Origin of the sequence: Bacillus sp. SRB3LM, assembly GCF_015712745.1 — a bacterium.
GTDB classification, from domain to species: Bacteria; Bacillota; Bacilli; order Bacillales; family Bacillaceae_G; genus Bacillus_A; species Bacillus_A thuringiensis_K.
The window spans coordinates 418,300-438,039 of record NZ_VWVQ01000103.1 but is presented as its reverse complement, the minus strand read 5'-3'; the positions used below and the strand labels follow the sequence as shown (position 1 = coordinate 438,039).

The following is a 19,740-nucleotide window of genomic DNA, read 5'->3' as shown; positions in this document are numbered from 1 at the left end:
CGCGAGGAGGGAGAACGATGGCTGAAGCATTGGTGAAAAAGAAACTGATGTTAGAAGGTTTAGATTGTGCGAACTGTGCAATGAAAATTGAAAAAGGTGTTGGGAATATAGAAGGAGTAAATTCTTGTTCTGTAAACTTCGCAACAAAGACAATGATCTTAGAAACAGCACAAAATAAAGAAAACGAAGTTGTTACGGAAGCAAAACAACTCGTTACAAAATTAGAACCGCATATTAAAGTTCAAGAAGAACAAAAAAATAAAATTGCTAAAGAAGTATTTATATTAGAAGGTTTAGATTGCGCGAACTGTGCAATGAAAATTGAAAATAAAGTGAAGGAAATGCCAGCTGTCTCAGAAGCAACTGTTGATTTCGTATCGAAGAAATTACGAGTAGAAGTTGCGAATAAAAGAGAACTAGAAGCGACTGTAGCAAATATAACAAATGTCGTTCAAAAGTTAGAACCAGATGTGAAAGTTGTTCGTGAAGAGAAGAACGGTCATGACCACGGACATAGTCACGATCATGGTGAAGCGAATGTGAAAAAGATGGTAGGGAGATTAGTAGTCGGCGGAATTTTGACAGCAATTGCTGCATTAGCGGGCTTACCACAAATGGTAACAATTCCGTTATTCGTCCTTGCTTATTTATTAATAGGTGGAGATATCGTTTGGAGAGCGGTAAGAAACATAACTCGTGGCCAAGTATTTGATGAAAACTTCTTAATGGCAATTGCAACTGTAGGAGCTTTTGCAATTCAACAATACTCAGAAGCTGTAGCAGTAATGCTATTTTATCAAGTAGGAGAACTATTCCAAAGCATTGCGGTAAACCGCTCTCGAAAATCAATTACTTCATTAATGGATATTCGTCCTGATTATGCGAATGTAAAGGTTGGAAATGAAACGAAACAAGTATCACCAGAAGATGTACAAATTGGCGATTATATTGTCGTTAAGCCAGGTGAGAAGGTGCCGTTAGACGGAAAAGTAATTGAAGGAACATCAATGGTAGATACTTCAGCATTAACAGGTGAATCTGTACCACGTGAAGTAGAAGTTGGAAATGATGTATTAAGTGGCTTTGTGAACCAAAATGGTGTGTTGACAATTGAAGTTACAAAAGAATTCGGTGAATCCACTGTATCAAAAATTTTAGATTTAGTTCAAAATGCAAGCAGTAAAAAAGCACCAACGGAAAACTTTATTACGAAGTTTGCACGTTACTACACTCCAGTTGTAGTTATTACAGCGGCGATCATGGCGTTTATTCCACCACTTATTTTAGAAGGAGCTACATTCTCTGAGTGGATTTATAGAGCTTTAGTGTTCTTAGTAATCTCTTGTCCATGTGCGTTAGTTGTATCCATTCCTCTTGGATTCTTTGGAGGTATTGGTGGTGCATCTAAAAGTGGTGTGTTAGTAAAAGGTAGTAACTATTTAGAAGCTTTAAATGATGTAAAATATATTGTTTTTGACAAAACAGGAACATTAACAAAAGGTGTTTTCAAAGTTACAAAAATGGAACCGAGCGAAGGTACTACAAGTGAGGAGTTATTAGAGTATGCGGCATTTGCTGAAGTATATTCTAACCATCCAATTGCCCAATCTATTCGAAAGGCATATGGAAAATCAATTGATGAAAAAATAATCGATGATTATAACGAAATTTCTGGTCACGGTACAGTCGTAAAAGTACAAGGAAAAGAAATTTTTGCAGGTAATGCAAAATTAATGAGAAAAGAAAATATTGAATTTAAGCAACCAGAAACAGTAGGTACATTAGTTCACGTTGCTGTAGATGGAAGATATGCAGGTTATATTGTTATCTCTGATGAGGTAAAAGAGGATTCTAAACAAGCGATTCAAAAGTTAAAAGAACTAGGTATTAAAAAGACAGTAATGTTAACTGGTGATGCAAAACCAGTTGGTGAAGCTGTCGGTAAAGAATTAGGCTTAGATGAAGTTCATGCGGAATTACTACCGCAACAAAAAGTAGAAGAGATTGAAAAAATTGATGCAGCGAAACACGGAAAAGAAAAAATTGCCTTCGTTGGTGACGGTATTAACGATACACCAGTATTAGCCCGTGCAGACGTTGGTATTGCGATGGGTGGTTTAGGATCAGATGCAGCAATTGAAGCGGCAGACATTGTTATTATGACTGATGAGCCTTCAAAAATTGCGACAGCTGTAAAAATTGCAAAACGTACAAGAAGTATAGTGTGGCAAAATATTATCTTTGCTTTAGGTGTAAAAGGGATCGTTTTATTACTTGGTGCCTTTGGTATTGCAACAATGTGGGAAGCTGTTTTCTCAGATGTTGGTGTGACACTACTTGCAGTGTTAAATGCAATGCGTGTATTACGAGTGAAAGATTTATAAAAAAGAGGACGCGACCCGCGTCCTCTTTTTTATTGGTGATTTTGTTGAAATTGACTCAATAAAATAATACCAAATATTATTTTAATTTTAAATAGTGTGATATTAAAATTTACAAATAAAATACATTCGTCTTATTATTTTAATATATTTTTTACAAATATCCATATAGTATTGAAAAAACAGAGAAGGGGAAACTTCTCTGTTTACTTTTGTATGTTTTTTTCAACTTGTTCTCGAACTGTTTGAATGTAATTCATTTTATGATCCCAGCACTCTTGGCTTAAATCGACAGGGTATTCTTCAGGATTTAAAGTTCGCATATATTCTTCCCAAAATAGAGAGAGACTCTGCTCGTTATATTGTTGAATATCTAATATACTTGGCAGTTCATATGTTCTTTCACCGTTAACGAAAATGTCTTTATGCAGTTCACGGGCTTCAAAGTTTGTTACGAATTTACTTATATATGTGTGAACTGGATGGAACATTTTTAAGCGCTCTTCTTTTCCAGGTTCTTCAGAATCTAATGCAATATAATCGCCTTCTGCATGATCGTTAACTCGATTGATAATACGATAAATTCGTTTCAGTCCTGGAGTGGTAATTTTTTCAGGATTAGATGAAATTTTAATCGTATCATTTAATTTTCCGTCAGTATCCTCAATCGCAACTAGTTTGTAAACAGCTCCTAATGCAGGTTGCTCAAAGGACGTAATTAATTTCGTCCCAACGCCCCATACGTCAATTTTTGCTCCTTGAGATTTAAGGTGCATAATTGTGTATTCATCTAAATCGCTAGAAGCGATAATTTTTGTATTTGTAAACCCTGCTTCATCTAGTAGTTTTCGTGCCTTTTTCGATAAATAAGCCATATCACCACTATCAAGACGTATGCCATAGAAATCAATACGATCCCCAAATTCTTTTGCAACACGAATTGCATTTGGAACACCAGATTTCAATGTGTCATAAGTATCAACGAGAAAGACGCACTTTTTATGAGTTTCAGCGTATTTTTTAAACGCGACGTATTCATCGCGATATGCTTGAACGAAAGAGTGAGCGTGTGTGCCGGCTACAGGGATCCCAAAGCGTTTCCCAGCACGAACGTTGCTTGTAGAGGAGAAACCACCAATAAAGGCAGCACGCGTCCCCCAAAGGGCAGCATCGAACTCATGGGCACGTCTTGTGCCGAACTCTAAAAGCTCATCATTACTTGCAGCATGTTTCATACGAGCTGCTTTTGTTGCAATTAATGTTTGGTAATTCACAATATTTAAGAGGGCAGTCTCAATAATTTGTGCTTCACCAAGTGGTGCATCAACACGTAATAAAGGCTCGTTATTAAATACAACTTCCCCTTCTTGCATACTGCGAATCGTCCCAGTGAATTTCATATTTTGTAAATAATGAAGGAATTCTTCTTCAAATTGTAATTCTGCTAAATAAGCGATATCGCTTTCAGTGAAACTGAAATTTTCTATGTACTCTACAATTTTCTCAAGGCCAGCAAAAACAGCGTAGCCGTTCTCAAATGGAAGCTTTCGAAAATATAAATCAAAAACAGAACGGCGATTATGAATACCATCTTTCCAATATGTATAAGCCATGTTGATTTGATATAGGTCTGTATGTAAGGCATAACTATCGTCTTTATAATGAGTCATCGCGAGAACACCTCCATAATTTGGTTATAGTATACCAATTTTTCACCATTCGTAGCAAAGAAGAGATATTGATGTGAAGTCAAGAGAGAAAAAAATGAAATTATGCATATTTTTTAGAAAATTTATATTTATCAATTTATATTTCTCCAGATTTTATGTATTATTAGAGTAATGGGGGTAATGAGAATGGAGGAGGACAATGCAACAAACATTAGAAAAAATAGGCAAACAAGTCTTTTATAAACGGCTACAGCAAAAAATGACACAAGAAGAATTATGTCAGGGCATTTGTTCTGTCTCATACTTAAGTAAGATTGAAAATGGAAAGATTGAAGCATCAGAAGAAATTCTACAATTGCTCTGCACAAGACTAGAAATTGCTGTGACGGATTTGAGAGATGTAGAAGAAGATGTGAAGGGGAAGCTGGACGAATGGTTGAATGCACTAGTTCATTTGGACAAGCAACAAGTAGAACGTATATATGAAGAGTTGCAAGGTGAAATGAAGCATGTGTTGGATTTTGAAATTATAAATTATTATAAACTGCTGTATACACGTTATTTAATTATGAAAAGGGATTTTCCTGCTGTCGAAAAAGAGTTAGAGAGCTTAAAGAAGATGTACAAAAAGTATTCACCATTCCAAAAATTATTATATACGTATAGCAAAGGGTTATATTATTTTTTACAACATAGATATAAGAAGGCATTGGAGTATTTGACTCGAACAGAAGTAATGGCAAAGGAACAAGGTTATCATGAGAATGGAATATATTTCAATTTGGCTCTTGTTTATAATGAATTAGAAGTTGAACATATGACTTTACATTTTGCTAATGTAGCAATGGAAGGATTTAAGAATGAATATAAATTCCGTTATGTGATAAATTGCCAGTTACTTATTGCATTGAGTTATATACAAAAAAAACAATATAATGAAGCACTATCTATTTATAATAATATTTTGAGGGAAGCAAATTCTTTTGCTGATAAAGAAAGTATAACAGCTATTGCTTTAAATAATTTAGGCTTCTTGTACTATAACTTAAAAGATTATGCAAAAGCAAAAGATTATTATTTACAATGCCTAAAGTACAAAAAGGAAGAGGATTTAAATTATATTGATGCAGTGTATGAGATCGCTTTGCAGTGTATTGAATTAAAAGAATTTGAAGAAGCGAAAGATTGGATTAATAAAGGGATAGATGTTGCCAAGAGGGATGAAAAGTATAAAAGTATGCTATATATACTTTCAATGCTTAAGAATAAATACTTTGAAACGAAAGATGTTTATAAAAGATTTTTAGAAGTTGAGGCAATCCCATTTTTTAGAGGCGAAGAAAATAAAAAGGAATTAAAAATGGTGTATTTAGAACTAGCAGGATATCACGAGGAATTACTAGAATTTAAGGAAAGTAATAACTACTATAAATTAGCAATTAATTTATTAGAAGAAAAGGGAGGAAAATAATATGAAAAAAATAATTATTGGTGCTTTGGCTTTGGTAGCTGTATTAGTGGTATTGGAACCGCAATATGCTTGGACATCGGATATTTATGGTCAAGGAGAAAAAGTAGTAGAATTAATAAATTCTTAACAGAAACCCCTTTCCAACAGGAAAGGGGTTTTTCAATATTTGTTCCTCAAAATTCTACAAAACTTGAGAAATAAATTAATTGAATTTTTAGTATATTAATAGTGAAAACATAATGCTAATATAAAACTACTCTTTTTCAAAAAAAATTTTATTAGGGGGAAGGTTCATGAAAAAGAAAAGTTTAGCGTTAGTGTTAGCGACAGGAATGGCAGTTACTACGTTTGGAGGGACAGGCTCTGCATTTGCGGATTCTAAAAATGTACTCTCTACGAAGAAGTACAATGAGACAGTACAGTCACCTGAGTTTATTTCTGGTGATCTAACTGGAGCGACTGGTAAGAAAGCAGAATCTGTTGTGTTTGATTACTTAAACGCAGCAAAAGGTGATTACAAGTTAGGGGAAAAGAGTGCGCAAGATTCTTTCAAAGTGAAACAAGTGAAGAAAGATGCTGTAACTGATTCAACAGTAGTACGTATGCAACAAGTTTACGAAGGAGTGCCTGTATGGGGTTCTACTCAAGTGGCTCACGTAAGTAAAGACGGTTCTTTAAAAGTATTGTCTGGAACAGTTGCACCTGATTTAGACAAAAAGGAAAAGTTGAAAAATAAAAATAAGATTGAAGGCGCAAAAGCAATTGAAATCGCGCAGCAAGATTTAGGGGTAACGCCAAAATATGAGGTAGAACCAAAAGCGGACTTATATGTATATCAAAATGGTGAAGAAACAACATATGCATACGTTGTAAACTTAAACTTCTTAGATCCAAGTCCAGGAAACTACTACTATTTCATTGAAGCAGACAGCGGTAAAGTATTAAATAAATATAATAAATTGGATCATGTAGCAAATGAAGATAAATCACCAGTTAAGCAAGAGGCTCCTAAACAGGATGCAAAAGCAGTAGTAAAACCTGTAACAGGAACAAATAAAGTAGGAACTGGTAAAGGTGTATTAGGAGATACGAAATCACTTAATACAACGTTATCTGGTTCATCTTACTACTTACAAGATAATACGCGCGGAGCAACGATTTTCACATATGATGCGAAAAATCGTACTACATTACCAGGAACTTTATGGGTAGATGCAGATAATGTTTTCAATGCAGCGTATGATGCAGCGGCAGTAGATGCTCATTACTATGCAGGTAAAACATATGACTATTATAAAGCTACATTTAATAGAAACTCTATTAATGATGCAGGAGCACCATTAAAATCAACAGTTCATTACGGAAGTAAGTATAATAATGCATTCTGGAACGGCTCACAAATGGTATACGGAGATGGTGATGGTGTAACGTTCACTTCATTATCTGGTGGAATTGATGTAATTGGCCACGAATTAACGCATGCTGTTACAGAGTATAGCTCAGATTTAATTTATCAAAATGAATCAGGGGCATTAAATGAAGCTATTTCAGATGTTTTTGGTACATTAGTAGAGTATTATGATAACCGTAACCCAGATTGGGAAATTGGTGAAGATATTTATACGCCTGGTAAAGCTGGAGATGCGCTTCGCTCTATGAGTGATCCAACGAAATATGGTGATCCAGACCACTACTCTAAGCGTTATACTGGTACTAGTGACAATGGTGGTGTTCATACAAACAGCGGTATTATTAACAAAGCAGCTTATTTATTAGCGAATGGTGGTACGCATTACGGTGTTACTGTGAATGGCATTGGTAAAGATAAAGTAGGAGCGATCTATTACCGTGCAAATACGCAATATTTCACTCAATCTACTACTTTTAGTCAAGCACGTGCTGGATTAGTACAAGCTGCAGCGGATTTATATGGTGCTAACTCTGCAGAAGTAGCAGCAGTTAAGCAATCATATAGTGCTGTTGGTGTAAACTAAGACTTTAAGAGATAGTTATTAATAAAATACCTCAAAAATAAAGAAGGAGCCTATGCTCCTTCTTTATTTTTTTCTCCATTTTTTCCACAAATAAAACAATCCAATAGCGCCTGCGATTGTTACAATCCACTTTGCTTCATTTGTTCCATTTATAACGTGATATGCAGAATATACTTCAATCAATAAGGCCGGTATTTTCCCTATTGTGCTGGCAATACTGAAGGAGAGTAATGACATCTTACCTAGAGCCGCAAATAAAGTCACGATACTTGATGGGATGAAAGGTATCAATCGAAACGATAGAACGAGTAGAAAGGCCTCTCTACCTTCTACATAAAGAAGACGCTCTACCTTTGGATACTTATTTACTTTATCGTGAGTGAACTTTTGAAGGCCCATGCGGTAAATATAAAACGAGATAATAGCCCCTAATGCTTCGCCTACGATCGAAATAACAGTACCATTTGTTACGCCAAAGAGCTGTATATTAATGGCGGTTAAAAAAATACTAGGGATAAAACCTAAAAGACTAATGATGATGTTAATTAAGATACTAAGTGGAATTGCGATTGAATAGTATTCTGTTAAGAAATTTTGAATCGTTTCAGCCATTGTTTAAAATCCTTTATCTTTTTTTGCATTACACCATATTTCGATTATATAGGCAAGGATAAATTTACATAATGTAGAAAACGTTGATAAAACACCGTTAATATACTATATAAGGGTATTGGGTATATTAAGTCAGGGGTATATTTTTATTTTTAATAAACCACCGTATAAACCCTTTAGATATGGGGTTTATACGGTGGTTTTAGGGATGGATTAAATCGGGAAATAATCATAAAAATATAGGGGTATATTTATAGAAGGGGAGAAAATAGCGATTCTATGAAAATCGGTTGATAATATGGCAAAATAGGTGAGGAATTTAAAAAATGTGTATGTTTTTTCGTGTGAAATTGACTTTTAGTGAAGTTGAGATAATAATCATGGAAGAGGTGATATGATGAAACGAATAAGCAGTCTTTTCTTCAGTAGTTTATTGGCATTAATGCTGATCTTAAGCGGATGTGCAGGAAAAGAACAAAAGCCAGAGAAACAGACAGGGAATCAAGCTACATCGGTAGAAAAAATCAGTGATAATATTTTAGATGAAATGGAAGGACCACCTAAAAATGGTCATACGATTGAAAGACATGTAGGCAAGTCAGAAGAGGATTTGAAGAATCGCTTGAAGACAGATAAAGTGTCAGCTGCAAGTACATACTATGATAAAGAAACAGCGACGAAAGCTGTAAAAGATAGCTTGAAGCAACACGACAAGGAAATTCAAGATTGGTTAAAAAATTCTAAAGAGGCTCGTCTCGTATTAAATACAACTCATTCATTCCCGGTTGGAAAAACGGTAATAAAGAAAAATATGAGTGTAAAAGACAAGTTAGTAAAAACTGTTACTGTTTTAGCAAGAGATAAGTCAGGGGAATTAGGGTTTAAGATTATTACTTCTTATCCATCTGATAAATAAGAAGGGGGAGTACATTATGTATACGACATTACAATACTTTCTTAAATCGTACTGTACGTTAAGTATTCATGAGGATGAAATAGTAAGCGTGATGGAAGAGTTTATTGAACAAGAAGACGAAGAAATCGTTTTGAAATTACGTGATGAATTAATAAATATGAAGAAAAAGAACGCGTGGGAAGTGGCGTGTGTATTAGCTGCGAAGCAAGGAAATCGTATGTGGTCTTTAGAAGAAACGAAAGACCATCTTGAAACTTTTTTACTATTACTGCAAAAGAAAAAGGCGTGATTTAATCACGCCTTTTTCTTTATGTTATTCGGTTAATATTATCTATTCTTTTGGAGCGCTTTTATATACGCTTTTTGAAATTTGTCCATTTGATATTACTTCCCCGTTTTGTGTTACTTTTTTATACGTAACTGCTGTGATTTTATCACTAGTTCTACTAATTACTTGAGAAGAAACTTCAACATTTTTACCAGTATTTGTACCGAAAATGCGTGTAGTAATACTACCTCCATTTGAAAATGCTTGAATATAAATATGATTGCCTGTATTATTTTTAAATTTTAAATCTGGACCATAATCTGCTACTGCTGCATCTTGCCCAAGTGGTAAATAATTTACCGGCATTGAATGATTGCTTCGAGAAACAATGCCTAAATCTGCCCTTAAAGCTGCGCTGTATAATGTACTACTGACTTGGCAAACTCCTCCGCCTGCACTTTGTATTACTTTACCTTGTGAATATACTGCTGCAGATTTATAACCATGTGCAGCATCAGTTACGCCAACGCGGCCGTTAAAACTAAATGTTTCATCAGGTGCGACAATAACCCCACTTAAAGTATTAGCTGACTTATTTACGTTAAATGATTGATTTCCGTTACGGCCAGCCATTGGAGTAGAATATTCAGCAATGACTTCTTTAATACCCATTTTCTGTATGTCTTCTGTAGAACGTTCTGGTTTTATGAATGTAACTGGTAATGTAACATCTGATTTACCAGTAGTAATAGCTTCGTTTGTTAAACTGTTTAGTTTTCCTTTATCAATTTTTTCTCCGTTTTGGCTTTGACTAACATTTACTGTTGAGCCTTCAATACTTAATTCTGCATTAACAGGATTTTTTAATGTTTCATTATATTTATCTTTTATAAAGGTTTCATAAGCTGTTGTATTTAATTGTGGTGTTAATTTATAGTCCCGTTTTAATTCACCGTTTTCAGCTTGTTTACGCATTTTGTAACGATTCATTACGTTTCCTTCTTGTTCTTTGAATATTTTGTCAATAATATCTTTCTCTTTATAATTTACCCCTAAATCTTTCCATGTGTAAGTTTGTTTATCGTTTTGGAATATGTAGGTAAGGGATTTTTGATCTAATTCAGTTACCTTTTGATTAATAATTGCTTGAATGTCTTTCTTATTTTTTCCATCGAGAGAAATACCTTCAAATGTAGTATTTGGTAATGCAGTAGTATCTAATTGATTATTTAATTTGGATACATATTGATATCCCCCAACACCGCCTACACAAAGTAATATGCCCCCGGCAATTGCAGAACCAATCAGTATTTTACTTAGCTTCATTTATTTCCCCCCAGAAATTTATGTATAAATATATGTATTACATTTTTTGTATAAAAATGATGAAAATAACATTATGTACGTACTAGTATACTATTATTTTCACTGCGTGTGTAACGTTTTCATAAAAAATGTTACACGGCTGTAATAATTGTCACTTCTTGTCACAATGTGTATGAAAAATATGTTGAAAAATATAATAAAAAGGCTGTCTAGAAAGATCTAGCAGCCTTTTTATTATAATTTTTTATGTTCATTTTTATTCGTAACACCGAGATGTTTTTGAAGGGTAGTTGAAATAGTATCGACGCTTTTTTCATTTGGAACGTAATAATAAATACCACCTATATATTTATCTGTACCTTCTACTTGCATTTTTTCCATCTTTAAATTTGAATCCATTGAATTTTTTGTAATTGTCATCATATCATCAAAAGTTAAATTGGTTTTTAAATCTTTATCGACAGCGTCTAGTAGGCCACCGATTTTATTAATGGAATTAAGAGATAGTGCCTTTTCAGCAATGGCCTCTAATACAAGCTGTTGTCGTTGGCCACGCATATAATCACTATCGATGTGACGAGTTCTAGCTAGTGCCAGTGCCTCTTCTCCATTTAAATGTTGACGTCCTTTTTTTAGATGAATTGCATCTGCTTCATCTTTACTATTTTGCTCTGTGAACTCAACTGGAACGTCTACAGTAATACCACCAAGAGAATCAACAATTTTAATAAATGATTTAAAATTGAATTTTACATAGTAGTCAACTGGAACATCTAAAAAGTTCTCTACCGTATCAATTGTGCTGTCTACACCACCGAATACGTGCGCATGTGTGATTTTATCGTATTTATCACGTGATTTAATGTAGACGCGTGAGTCACGTGGAATGCTTACAAGTTTAACGGATTTATCGTTTTTATTAATTGTTGCAAGTAATAACGCATCTGTTCGAGTTGCTTTTCCATAACCTTTTTCCCTAATATCACTTTCATCAACACCCATAATTAGTACAGAAATATTATCGGTCATAGGTTTAACAGCTTTTTCACGTTTACTGGACTTATCTCCTCGACCTAGTTCAGCATAAGCATTATTTAAGACGGACTTTGCTTTACTGTATATATGGAAGGAGTAGCCTCCTGCTCCAAGTGCTACAATTAGTAATGGAATAAGAAGGAACCAAAGTAGGCGTTTTTTCTTTGAGCGTCCTTTTTTGGCTCGCGTATTGTTGTTCGTGTCGGATTTCATCATTTTTTCTCCTTTAAAACTATCAAAGTGTATACATTTAGAAGTGTACTCAAACACATAAAAAATATTTTACGCTAAATAAAAGCGATTGTACATGTATAAAAAATAGATGTCTTGATTATTTATCCCGCATTAACGGGCAGTAAAACTCCCACCTCAAAGTCCAGCGAATGCAAGGAAGTTAGGTGGGAGTTAACTGCCCGTAAAAGCCCGATTGGTGAAGGCTAATACTCAGAGGGGGGATAGCCCCCTCTGAGTAAAGTTTCACTGTATAAGACATCTATTCGTTATTGTATACAAAAGATAGGGATAAGAAAATGATAAAATTTTACCTAATTACAACATAATGCTTACAATAATTGCAGATAAAATACTAACGAGAGTAGCTCCATATAGTAATTTAAGGCCAAACCTCGCAACAACGTTTCCTTGTTCTTCGTTTAGTCCTTTTACCGCACCTGAAATAATACCAATGGAAGAAAAATTGGCAAAAGACACAAGGAAAACAGAAATAATACCAACTGTACGGGGAGAAAGGCTATTAGAAATTTTACTAAGGTCCATCATTGCGACAAATTCATTCGTTACAAGCTTTGTTGCCATAATACTGCCAGCTGCGACAATTTCAGAACTTGGTACACCGATAAGGAATGCGATAGGTGCAAATACATAGCCGATTAATTGTTGGAACGTAATACCGAATATAATGAGGAACAGGTCATTAATACAACTAATTAATGCGACGAACCCGATGAGCATAGCGCCGACAACAATGGCTACACGAAAACCATCAAGAATGTATTCTCCAAGCATTTCAAAAAAGCTTTGTTTTTCACCTTTGATTTCTAAAATATCTTCGTCATCTTTAACGTCGTAAGGGTTAATGATGAGTACGATAATAAAACCGCTAAATAAATTGAGAACGAGTGCAGTTACTACATATTTAGGTTCAATCATTGTCATATAGGCACCTACGATAGACATAGATACGGTTGACATAGCAGAGGCACAAAGTGTATAAAGACGGTGTTTTGGAATTTGAGCTAATTGCTTTTTCACTGTAATGAAAACTTCGGATTGGCCGACAATGGCAGAAGCAATAGCGTTGTAAGATTCTAATTTCCCAAGACCATTTATTTTACTAAGAAAGTACCCGATCCAATGAATGAAAAATGGTAGTATTTTGAAATGTTGTAATATACCAATTAAAACAGAAATAAAGACGATTGGTAATAATACATTAAGGAAAAATGGCATTTCACCTTTATTTGCAAGTCCACCAAATACGAAATTTATTCCATCAGCAGCATACTCGAGTAGTTTGGTAAACAAACTGGAAATGATTCTAATAAGTATGAGGCCGATTTCTGTATTTAATAGTAAATAGGTTAAAATTAACTGTATAATGAGCATGATAAAAATTGGTTTAAATTTAATATGCTTCTTATTATTGCTAGCGATATAAGCGAGCAAGAAAACAACAATTAGTCCGACGAAAAAAGTAATGAATTTCATGGTAAGCCCCCTAAAAGAGATATTCTGCTATATATGTTTTTCATTTCAAGGGAGAATATGCATCTTTGGTAAAGAAAGGAATAGAGAGAGTATGAATATATGTAGAGTGCATCACGTTGCAATTATTTGTTCGAATTATGAGACGTCAAAGGATTTTTATACTAGAATATTAGGGTTTAAAGAAATGAATGAAGTATATAGAAAGGAACGAGATTCTTATAAATTAGATTTATGTGTAGGAGAAGAGTATCAAATCGAATTATTTTCATTTTCAAATCCACCTGAGCGCAAAAGTTTTCCAGAAGCAGCCGGTCTTAGACATTTAGCATTTGCTGTTACAAATATAGAAGAAGCTATGAAGCATTTAAATCAATGTGGTGTTGAGACCGAACCGATCCGTATTGATGAAATAACGGGGAAGAAATTCGTCTTTTTCCAAGACCCTGATGCTTTACCTTTAGAATTGTATGAGGTTTGAAAATTGGTGGATTTTATATAGAGTTGCTGTCCAATAATTGAAGAAACTAAAGTGAAACTTCTTTTTAAAAAGGAGGTGTAACTTTAGCTAAGAAAGCTAAAGAGCATATGTGGATATTTTAAAATTATTGATGGTAGTCCTTCTTATTGGGTTAACAGCATTTTTTGTGGCTGTTGAATTTGCAATTATTAAGGTACGTAGCAGTCGTATTGATCAACTCGTTAGTGAAAAAAGACGAGGTGCACTGGCAGCAAAAAAGGTAACTACAAATTTAGATGAATATTTATCGGCCTGTCAGCTAGGTATTACAATTACTGCTTTAGGGCTCGGGTGGTTAGGGGAACCAACTATTAAACATTTACTGGAACCGTTGTTTTTAAAATTGCAATTCTCACCTGCAATTTCTAGTACAGCTTCATTTATTATTGCCTTTGCAGTAATTACATTTTTACATGTTGTCATTGGGGAACTTGCTCCAAAGACATTTGCTATACAAAAAGCAGAACAAGTTAGCTTATTGTTATCGAAACCACTTATTTATTTTTACCGAGTTATGTATCCGTTTATTTGGGCTTTGAATGGTTCAGCGAGGGTTGTAACTGGTTTATTCGGATTACATCCAGCTTCTGAACATGAAGTAGCTCATTCAGAAGAAGAATTAAGGTTAATCTTATCTGAGAGCTATGAGAGCGGAGAGATTAACCAAAGGGAATTTAAATATGTAAATAATATTTTTGAATTTGATAATAGAGTAGCAAAAGAAATTATGGTACCTCGTACGGAAGTTGTAGGCTTATATGAGGACGAACCATTTGAAACACATATTAAAGTAATCGCGCAAGAAAAGTACACGAGATATCCTGTATTTGGTGAAGATAAAGATGAAATTATTGGGATGGTTAATGTAAAAGATTTATTTATTCGGTATATGGATGGTAATCGGGACGAGGAGTGCTCGATTATGCCATATACAAGGCCAGTTATTGAAGTGCTAGAAAATATTCCGATTCATGATTTACTATTACAAATGCAAAGAAAACACATTCCATTAGCTGTATTGTATGATGAATATGGTGGTACAGCAGGGATTGTTACACTAGAAGATATTTTAGAAGAAATTGTTGGAGAAATTCGAGATGAATACGATGAAGATGAGAATCCACCTATAGAGCATGTAAGTGAAGGTTATAAAATCGTAGAGGGAAAAGTGCTTATTAGTGAAGTAAATGATTTGCTTGGCATACATTTAATTGCTGATGATGTAGATACAATTGGTGGCTGGATTATGGTACAAAAACAAATCGTTGCTGAAGGAGATATTATTGAGAAACACGGTTTTTATTTTAAAGTCCTTGAAAAGGATATGCATCAAATTAAACGAGTGGAAATAAGGAAAGTAGAAGAATGATTTTCTATAAACTTTAATAAAAAGGATATACAGAAAAATAAATGTTTGCGCTTTCAAAAAAGGTGCTATATAGTGAAGGTGGATACTGAAAAATTCTTCTGAATGATACTCGTGTTTTTAGAGGGCGGATTTTTTGGATAAGGATTTAGAATGAAAAAGTATAGGTGATAAAAATGATAGCAACGAAGGATATACGTATAGAAAAAGATTTTTTAGGTGAAAAAGAAGTACCAAGTGCAGCTTATTATGGTGTACAAACATTACGTGCCGTAGAAAACTTCCCAATTACAGGATATCGCATTCATCCATCACTCATTACAGCAATGGCAATTGTGAAAAAAGCGGCGGCGCTTGCGAATATAGACACTGGTTACTTAGCTAAAGACATTGGACATGAAATTGCAGAAGCAGCGCAAGAAATTGTTGATGGAAAGTTTCATGATCAATTTATCGTGGATCCTATTCAAGGCGGAGCCGGAACTTCTATTAATATGAATACAAATGAAGTAATTGCGAATAGAGCGTTAGAACGTATGGGATATGAAAAAGGTGCGTATGCGAAAATTAGCCCAAACACTCATGTGAACATGGCCCAATCAACGAACGATGCGTTTCCAACAGGGATTCATATTGCAACTCTTATGATGTTAGAAAAGCTTCTTATAACAATGGAAGAACTTCATTCTGCTTTTCGTAAAAAAGCAAAAGAGTTTGATCACGTTATTAAAATGGGACGCACACATTTACAAGATGCAGTTCCAATTCGCCTTGGACAAGAATTTGAAGCGTATAGCCGAGTGCTTGCGCGTGATATAAAAAGAATTAAACAGTCTCGTCAACATTTATATGAAGTGAATATGGGCGCGACGGCTGTTGGTACAGGATTAAATGCAAATCCTACGTATATTGAACAAGTGGTAAAACATTTAAGAACGTTTAGTGGATTCCCACTTGTTGGTGCAGAGCATTTAGTTGATGCAACGCAAAATACAGATGCATACACAGAAGTATCTGCAGCACTTAAAGTATGTATGATGAACATGTCTAAAATTGCAAACGATCTTCGTATTATGGCGTCTGGACCACGTGTTGGGTTAGCTGAAATTCAATTGCCAGCACGTCAGCCAGGTTCATCGATTATGCCAGGTAAAGTAAATCCAGTTATGGCAGAAGTGATTAACCAAGTCGCATTCCAAGTAATCGGAAACGATCATACAATTTGCTTAGCATCAGAAGCAGGACAATTAGAGTTAAATGTAATGGAGCCTGTACTTGTATTTAATTTAATTCAATCTATTAGTATTATGAATAATGGATTCCGTGTATTCCGTGAATATTGTATTGAAGGAATTACAGCAAATGAAGAATTGCTGAAGCGATATGTTGAGAAAAGTGTTGGAATTATTACAGCAGTTAATCCTCATATTGGTTATGAAGCAGCATCTCGTATTGCACGTGAAGCAATTGAAACAGGAAAATCTGTTAGAGAGTTATGTTTAGAACATGGTGTACTGACTGAAGAGGAATTGGATATTATTTTAGATCCATTCGAAATGACTCACCCTGAAATTGCTGGAGCTTCTTTATTAAAAAATAAAAAAATGTAATGTGAAAAACACCGATCCATTTGGATCGGTGTTTTATTTTTAAAAGATATTAAATACAGCGTTTAATTGAAGTAAGCTAATAACAGCTAAGAAGATTAAACTGTATTTCATTGCTGTTTTAAATAGAGCAGATTCTTTACCAACTAGTCCAACTGCGGCACAAGCAACTGCTACAGATTGTGGTGAAACCATTTTTGCCATTGTACCACCTACTACGTTTAAGGCAACGAGTGTAGAAGGAACGATGTTTAACTGGTCTGCTGTTACTGCTTGAAGTGGTGCGAATAAAGAACCACTTGAAACTACTGAACCTGTAATGAATACGCCAATCCATCCTAAGATTGGAGAAAGAACTGGGAATGCATTACCAGTAGAAGAGAATGCAAGTCCAAGTGTAGATGACATACCAGAGTAGTTCTCTACGTAAGCCAAAGCGATAACGCTACAAATTGTATATACTGGAGCTTTTAATTCTTTCATTGTTTCAATCATTAATTCTTTAACCATTTTACCTTTTACGCGGTAAACAATAAGTGAAACGATAATTGCTAGTACAATCGCAGTAGTTGTAGAAGAGAATACATCAAATTTGAAAACAGCTGCGAAAGGTGTATCAGCTTTTGTAATTGGTGTAGTTTTCATAACAGCATTATGAAGACCAGGGAACTGAATGTTAAATACTAAGTTTGCTAACGCACCATCTGGAGCAAATAAAGCTTTAATCGGTTTTAAGTTAAAGATTGTTACAAATGCAGTTAAGAATACGAATGGAGACCAAGCATATAAAATTTGATTGAATGTATGTGATACTTTAGTTTCTTGTTTTTCTTCTTTAGTAGAAGATTTTGGTTGCCAAACACGTAAGAATAATGCAAGAGCAATCATACTTACAACTGCTGCGAAAATATTAGTAAGTTCTGCACCTAAGAAGTAAGTTACAGCGAATTGAGTAATAGCGAAAGAAACACCACTTACAAGAATACCTTGCCAAGTTTCTTTAATACCTTTAATTCCATCGACCATTGAAACAAGTAAGAAAGGTAAAATAATACTAATGAAAGGTAAAATAAGAACAGTTTGACGACCAATAGTTAATGCGTCAAGTTGAGTTAATTGTGCTGGCACTGTAACTGGAATACCCATAGCACCCATAGCACCACCAGCAATATTAGCTACTAAACAAATACCTGCTGCTTTTAATGGATTAAAGCCCATACCCACAAGTAGTGCAGCTGTAATAGCAACTGGAACCCCTAGACCAGCTGCGCCTTCTAAGAAAGCACCGAAAGAATAAGCGATTAATAATACTTGTAAACGTTGATCATTTGTAATGCTTGAAATACTATCGCGAATAATATTGAATTGCTCTGTTTTAACAGTTAATTTGTAAAGGAAAATTGCGGCGATAACGATAGTACAAATTGGATAAAATCCAGATAAAACACCGAATCCGGCAGATGCTACAGCTACTGTTGCTGGCATTTTATAAACAAATATTGCAAGGATAATAGCGACGATCACACTATAAAGACCAGCCATGTAACTTTTCATTTTGAATCCCATTAAACAAATGATGAAACAAAAGATTGGAAGTGCTGCGATTAGTGCAGATAACCAAATATTGTTTAATGGGTCATAAATTTGTGTCCAAGTACTCATAATAATGACAACTCCTATCTATTATATGTGAAGAAATTCACATTATTTGTGAAACTATTCACAATCAACTTACATGCTTAGTATATTCTCCTTCAACACTATTGTCAACGTAAAAAAGTATAATTATTCCATAATAGTGTTAAAAGAAAAGCTTTGTTCATAAAGTAGACAAAAAACACACTCAAATGAATTTAAGTGTGCTGTATAAACTATTTGCATATTATTTTGCTTATTCAGATGGCATGTTCTCTGGTGTATATTAGATGCTGTCTTTTATATCGAGTATAAAGTTTAATATATGCATTTATCTGTCCTGTTTGATTTAGTGAGGGAGGCACGTTGAGTGGATTTAATAGGAAGTTTTGCACAACAGTCCAACCGCTTGCAATACGAATAAAAAATTAGAAACAAATTTTTAATATCACATCATCTCTTTTTACTGAAAATTCCTTTTAACGTAACAAAGAGGTTAATTATAGTTCAACTACATTACGATAGGTTATCAATTATAGACGGTATTTTACAATACCGTTACTGTGCATTTCAATGAGGTGAAAATATAACAAAAAGCCTGATAAAACAACGTTTGCAAGCAAAGTATTCGTAGGCCATTATTTTGCTTTTTCGTTATATCATATAGTATAATATTCAAAATCAGCAAGGATTTTTTCCTGAATTTTTGCTGATAAAGATGGAAAAATTTTTCGGCTTTATAGGTTGATAAAGTTATGTCGTAACAGGAAATATAAGAACAGATATATAAATAAATAAAAAGAACATAAAAACGCAAATAAAAACGAAAATGAGGGGAACTTTATGAGCCAAAATCAATTCGAATGTCGTATTTCAGAAGAAGATGTACAAATGTTAAGAGCGTTAGCTCACCCACTTCGTCTACGTCTAGTAATGGAACTTATGCAAAGAGGAACATGTAATGTAACACAACTACAGGAAGTATTAGAAATTCCGCAATCAACGGTTTCACAACATTTAACGAAGTTAAAGCAAAATAAAGTAGTGCGCTTTGAAAGACGAGGATTAGAAGTGTATTATCAAATTCATAATGATAAAGTAAGTGCGGTAGTAAAAACATTATTTTCATAAAATTTGAATATTGTGGAAAAAGACGTATGTAATATACGTCTTTTTTTATTTGTCAGAAAGGTAGCGAGAGAGTAAATATTAGC

At 34.3% G+C, this 19,740-nt stretch carries 16 protein-coding genes; 10 read left to right on the top strand and 6 right to left on the bottom strand.

Annotated features, from left to right (window positions below; all coding sequences use genetic code 11):
- Nucleotides 1–17 precede the first annotated feature (17 nt).
- On the top strand, nt 18–2,384 hold the full coding sequence (locus tag F3I02_RS29365) for a heavy metal translocating P-type ATPase (RefSeq protein ID WP_089149519.1): 2,367 nt from the start codon (nt 18–20) through the stop codon (nt 2,382–2,384).
- Nucleotides 2,385–2,587: 203 nt separating this feature from the next.
- Here the strand turns inward: F3I02_RS29365 and F3I02_RS29360 are convergent, their stop codons facing one another.
- Complete coding sequence (locus tag F3I02_RS29360) at nt 2,588–4,051, bottom strand: nicotinate phosphoribosyltransferase (RefSeq protein ID WP_000150187.1); 1,464 nt, start codon at nt 4,049–4,051, stop codon at nt 2,588–2,590.
- A gap of 199 nt (nt 4,052–4,250) precedes the next feature.
- On the opposite strand from F3I02_RS29360, the gene F3I02_RS29355 reads away from it, so the two are divergent.
- From F3I02_RS29355 to F3I02_RS29345, 3 genes are all read left to right on the top strand, one after another.
- A complete protein-coding gene (locus F3I02_RS29355; protein WP_001187959.1) occupies nt 4,251–5,522 on the top strand; it encodes a helix-turn-helix domain-containing protein in 1,272 nt (423 codons plus the stop codon).
- 1 nt (nt 5,523) lies between these two features.
- Nucleotides 5,524–5,649, top strand: a complete 126-nt coding sequence (locus tag F3I02_RS29350; protein WP_000720172.1) for an NprX family peptide pheromone — start codon at nt 5,524–5,526, stop codon at nt 5,647–5,649.
- Nucleotides 5,650–5,815: 166 nt separating this feature from the next.
- The gene (locus F3I02_RS29345) at nt 5,816–7,516 is read left to right on the top strand and encodes a M4 family metallopeptidase (RefSeq protein ID WP_131251178.1); all 1,701 of its coding nucleotides are present in this window, start codon (nt 5,816–5,818) and stop codon (nt 7,514–7,516) included.
- Nucleotides 7,517–7,579: 63 nt separating this feature from the next.
- On the opposite strand, the gene F3I02_RS29340 is transcribed toward F3I02_RS29345, so the two are convergent.
- Nucleotides 7,580–8,128 carry a TVP38/TMEM64 family protein gene (locus F3I02_RS29340; RefSeq protein ID WP_000852223.1) on the bottom strand — a complete coding sequence of 183 codons (549 nt, stop codon included), beginning with the start codon at nt 8,126–8,128 and terminating at the stop codon, nt 7,580–7,582.
- Nucleotides 8,129–8,525: 397 nt separating this feature from the next.
- Here F3I02_RS29340 and F3I02_RS29335 point away from each other — a divergent pair, with 397 nt between their 5' ends.
- Both F3I02_RS29335 and F3I02_RS29330 read left to right on the top strand, forming a co-directional pair.
- Nucleotides 8,526–9,044 (top strand): RNase A-like domain-containing lipoprotein, encoded by a 519-nt coding sequence (locus tag F3I02_RS29335; RefSeq protein ID WP_000822689.1) that lies wholly within the window; start codon nt 8,526–8,528, stop codon nt 9,042–9,044.
- Between the two features lie 16 nt (nt 9,045–9,060).
- On the top strand, nt 9,061–9,333 hold the full coding sequence (locus F3I02_RS29330; RefSeq protein ID WP_000288805.1) for a hypothetical protein: 273 nt from the start codon (nt 9,061–9,063) through the stop codon (nt 9,331–9,333).
- A gap of 42 nt (nt 9,334–9,375) precedes the next feature.
- Here F3I02_RS29330 and F3I02_RS29325 read toward each other — a convergent pair whose 3' ends face one another.
- The 3 genes from F3I02_RS29325 to F3I02_RS29315 all read right to left on the bottom strand — a co-directional run bounded on the left by F3I02_RS29325 (nt 9,376) and on the right by F3I02_RS29315 (nt 13,401).
- A complete protein-coding gene (locus F3I02_RS29325) occupies nt 9,376–10,638 on the bottom strand; it encodes a VanW family protein (protein WP_000777358.1) in 1,263 nt (420 codons plus the stop codon).
- Between the two features lie 234 nt (nt 10,639–10,872).
- A complete protein-coding gene (locus F3I02_RS29320; protein ID WP_002163841.1) occupies nt 10,873–11,889 on the bottom strand; it encodes an LCP family protein in 1,017 nt (338 codons plus the stop codon).
- 333 nt (nt 11,890–12,222) lie between these two features.
- Nucleotides 12,223–13,401, bottom strand: coding sequence for a NupC/NupG family nucleoside CNT transporter (locus F3I02_RS29315; RefSeq protein WP_000668864.1), 1,179 nt, complete (start codon nt 13,399–13,401; stop codon nt 12,223–12,225).
- A gap of 91 nt (nt 13,402–13,492) precedes the next feature.
- On the opposite strand from F3I02_RS29315, the gene gloA2 reads away from it, so the two are divergent.
- From gloA2 to aspA, 3 genes are all read left to right on the top strand, one after another.
- A complete protein-coding gene (gloA2, locus tag F3I02_RS29310) occupies nt 13,493–13,879 on the top strand; it encodes an SMU1112c/YaeR family gloxylase I-like metalloprotein (protein WP_001017680.1) in 387 nt (128 codons plus the stop codon).
- Nucleotides 13,880–13,988: 109 nt separating this feature from the next.
- On the top strand, nt 13,989–15,287 hold the full coding sequence (locus F3I02_RS29305; protein WP_196478678.1) for a hemolysin family protein: 1,299 nt from the start codon (nt 13,989–13,991) through the stop codon (nt 15,285–15,287).
- Between the two features lie 173 nt (nt 15,288–15,460).
- A complete protein-coding gene (gene aspA, locus F3I02_RS29300) occupies nt 15,461–16,894 on the top strand; it encodes an aspartate ammonia-lyase (protein ID WP_000562133.1) in 1,434 nt (477 codons plus the stop codon).
- Nucleotides 16,895–16,933: 39 nt separating this feature from the next.
- On the opposite strand, the gene F3I02_RS29295 is transcribed toward aspA, so the two are convergent.
- Nucleotides 16,934–18,553, bottom strand: a complete 1,620-nt coding sequence (locus F3I02_RS29295; protein WP_000109096.1) for an L-lactate permease — start codon at nt 18,551–18,553, stop codon at nt 16,934–16,936.
- Between the two features lie 816 nt (nt 18,554–19,369).
- On the opposite strand from F3I02_RS29295, the gene F3I02_RS29290 reads away from it, so the two are divergent.
- Entirely contained in the window at nt 19,370–19,657 is a 288-nt protein-coding gene (locus F3I02_RS29290) for an ArsR/SmtB family transcription factor (RefSeq protein ID WP_000081428.1), read from the top strand.
- Nucleotides 19,658–19,740: the final 83 nt, after the last annotated feature.

What these genes read in the sequence shown, in the direction of transcription:
- F3I02_RS29365 (WP_089149519.1), top strand. Translation starts at nt 18, where the DNA reads ATGGCTGAAGCATTGGTGAAAAAGAAACTGATGTTAGAAGGTTTAGAT.
- F3I02_RS29360 (WP_000150187.1), bottom strand. Translation starts at nt 4,051, where the DNA reads ATGACTCATTATAAAGACGATAGTTATGCCTTACATACAGACCTATAT.
- F3I02_RS29355 (WP_001187959.1), top strand. Translation starts at nt 4,251, where the DNA reads ATGCAACAAACATTAGAAAAAATAGGCAAACAAGTCTTTTATAAACGG.
- F3I02_RS29350 (WP_000720172.1), top strand. Translation starts at nt 5,524, where the DNA reads ATGAAAAAAATAATTATTGGTGCTTTGGCTTTGGTAGCTGTATTAGTG.
- F3I02_RS29345 (WP_131251178.1), top strand. Translation starts at nt 5,816, where the DNA reads ATGAAAAAGAAAAGTTTAGCGTTAGTGTTAGCGACAGGAATGGCAGTT.
- F3I02_RS29340 (WP_000852223.1), bottom strand. Translation starts at nt 8,128, where the DNA reads ATGGCTGAAACGATTCAAAATTTCTTAACAGAATACTATTCAATCGCA.
- F3I02_RS29335 (WP_000822689.1), top strand. Translation starts at nt 8,526, where the DNA reads ATGAAACGAATAAGCAGTCTTTTCTTCAGTAGTTTATTGGCATTAATG.
- F3I02_RS29330 (WP_000288805.1), top strand. Translation starts at nt 9,061, where the DNA reads ATGTATACGACATTACAATACTTTCTTAAATCGTACTGTACGTTAAGT.
- F3I02_RS29325 (WP_000777358.1), bottom strand. Translation starts at nt 10,638, where the DNA reads ATGAAGCTAAGTAAAATACTGATTGGTTCTGCAATTGCCGGGGGCATA.
- F3I02_RS29320 (WP_002163841.1), bottom strand. Translation starts at nt 11,889, where the DNA reads ATGATGAAATCCGACACGAACAACAATACGCGAGCCAAAAAAGGACGC.
- F3I02_RS29315 (WP_000668864.1), bottom strand. Translation starts at nt 13,401, where the DNA reads ATGAAATTCATTACTTTTTTCGTCGGACTAATTGTTGTTTTCTTGCTC.
- gloA2 (WP_001017680.1), top strand. Translation starts at nt 13,493, where the DNA reads ATGAATATATGTAGAGTGCATCACGTTGCAATTATTTGTTCGAATTAT.
- aspA (WP_000562133.1), top strand. Translation starts at nt 15,461, where the DNA reads ATGATAGCAACGAAGGATATACGTATAGAAAAAGATTTTTTAGGTGAA.
- F3I02_RS29295 (WP_000109096.1), bottom strand. Translation starts at nt 18,553, where the DNA reads ATGAGTACTTGGACACAAATTTATGACCCATTAAACAATATTTGGTTA.
- F3I02_RS29290 (WP_000081428.1), top strand. Translation starts at nt 19,370, where the DNA reads ATGAGCCAAAATCAATTCGAATGTCGTATTTCAGAAGAAGATGTACAA.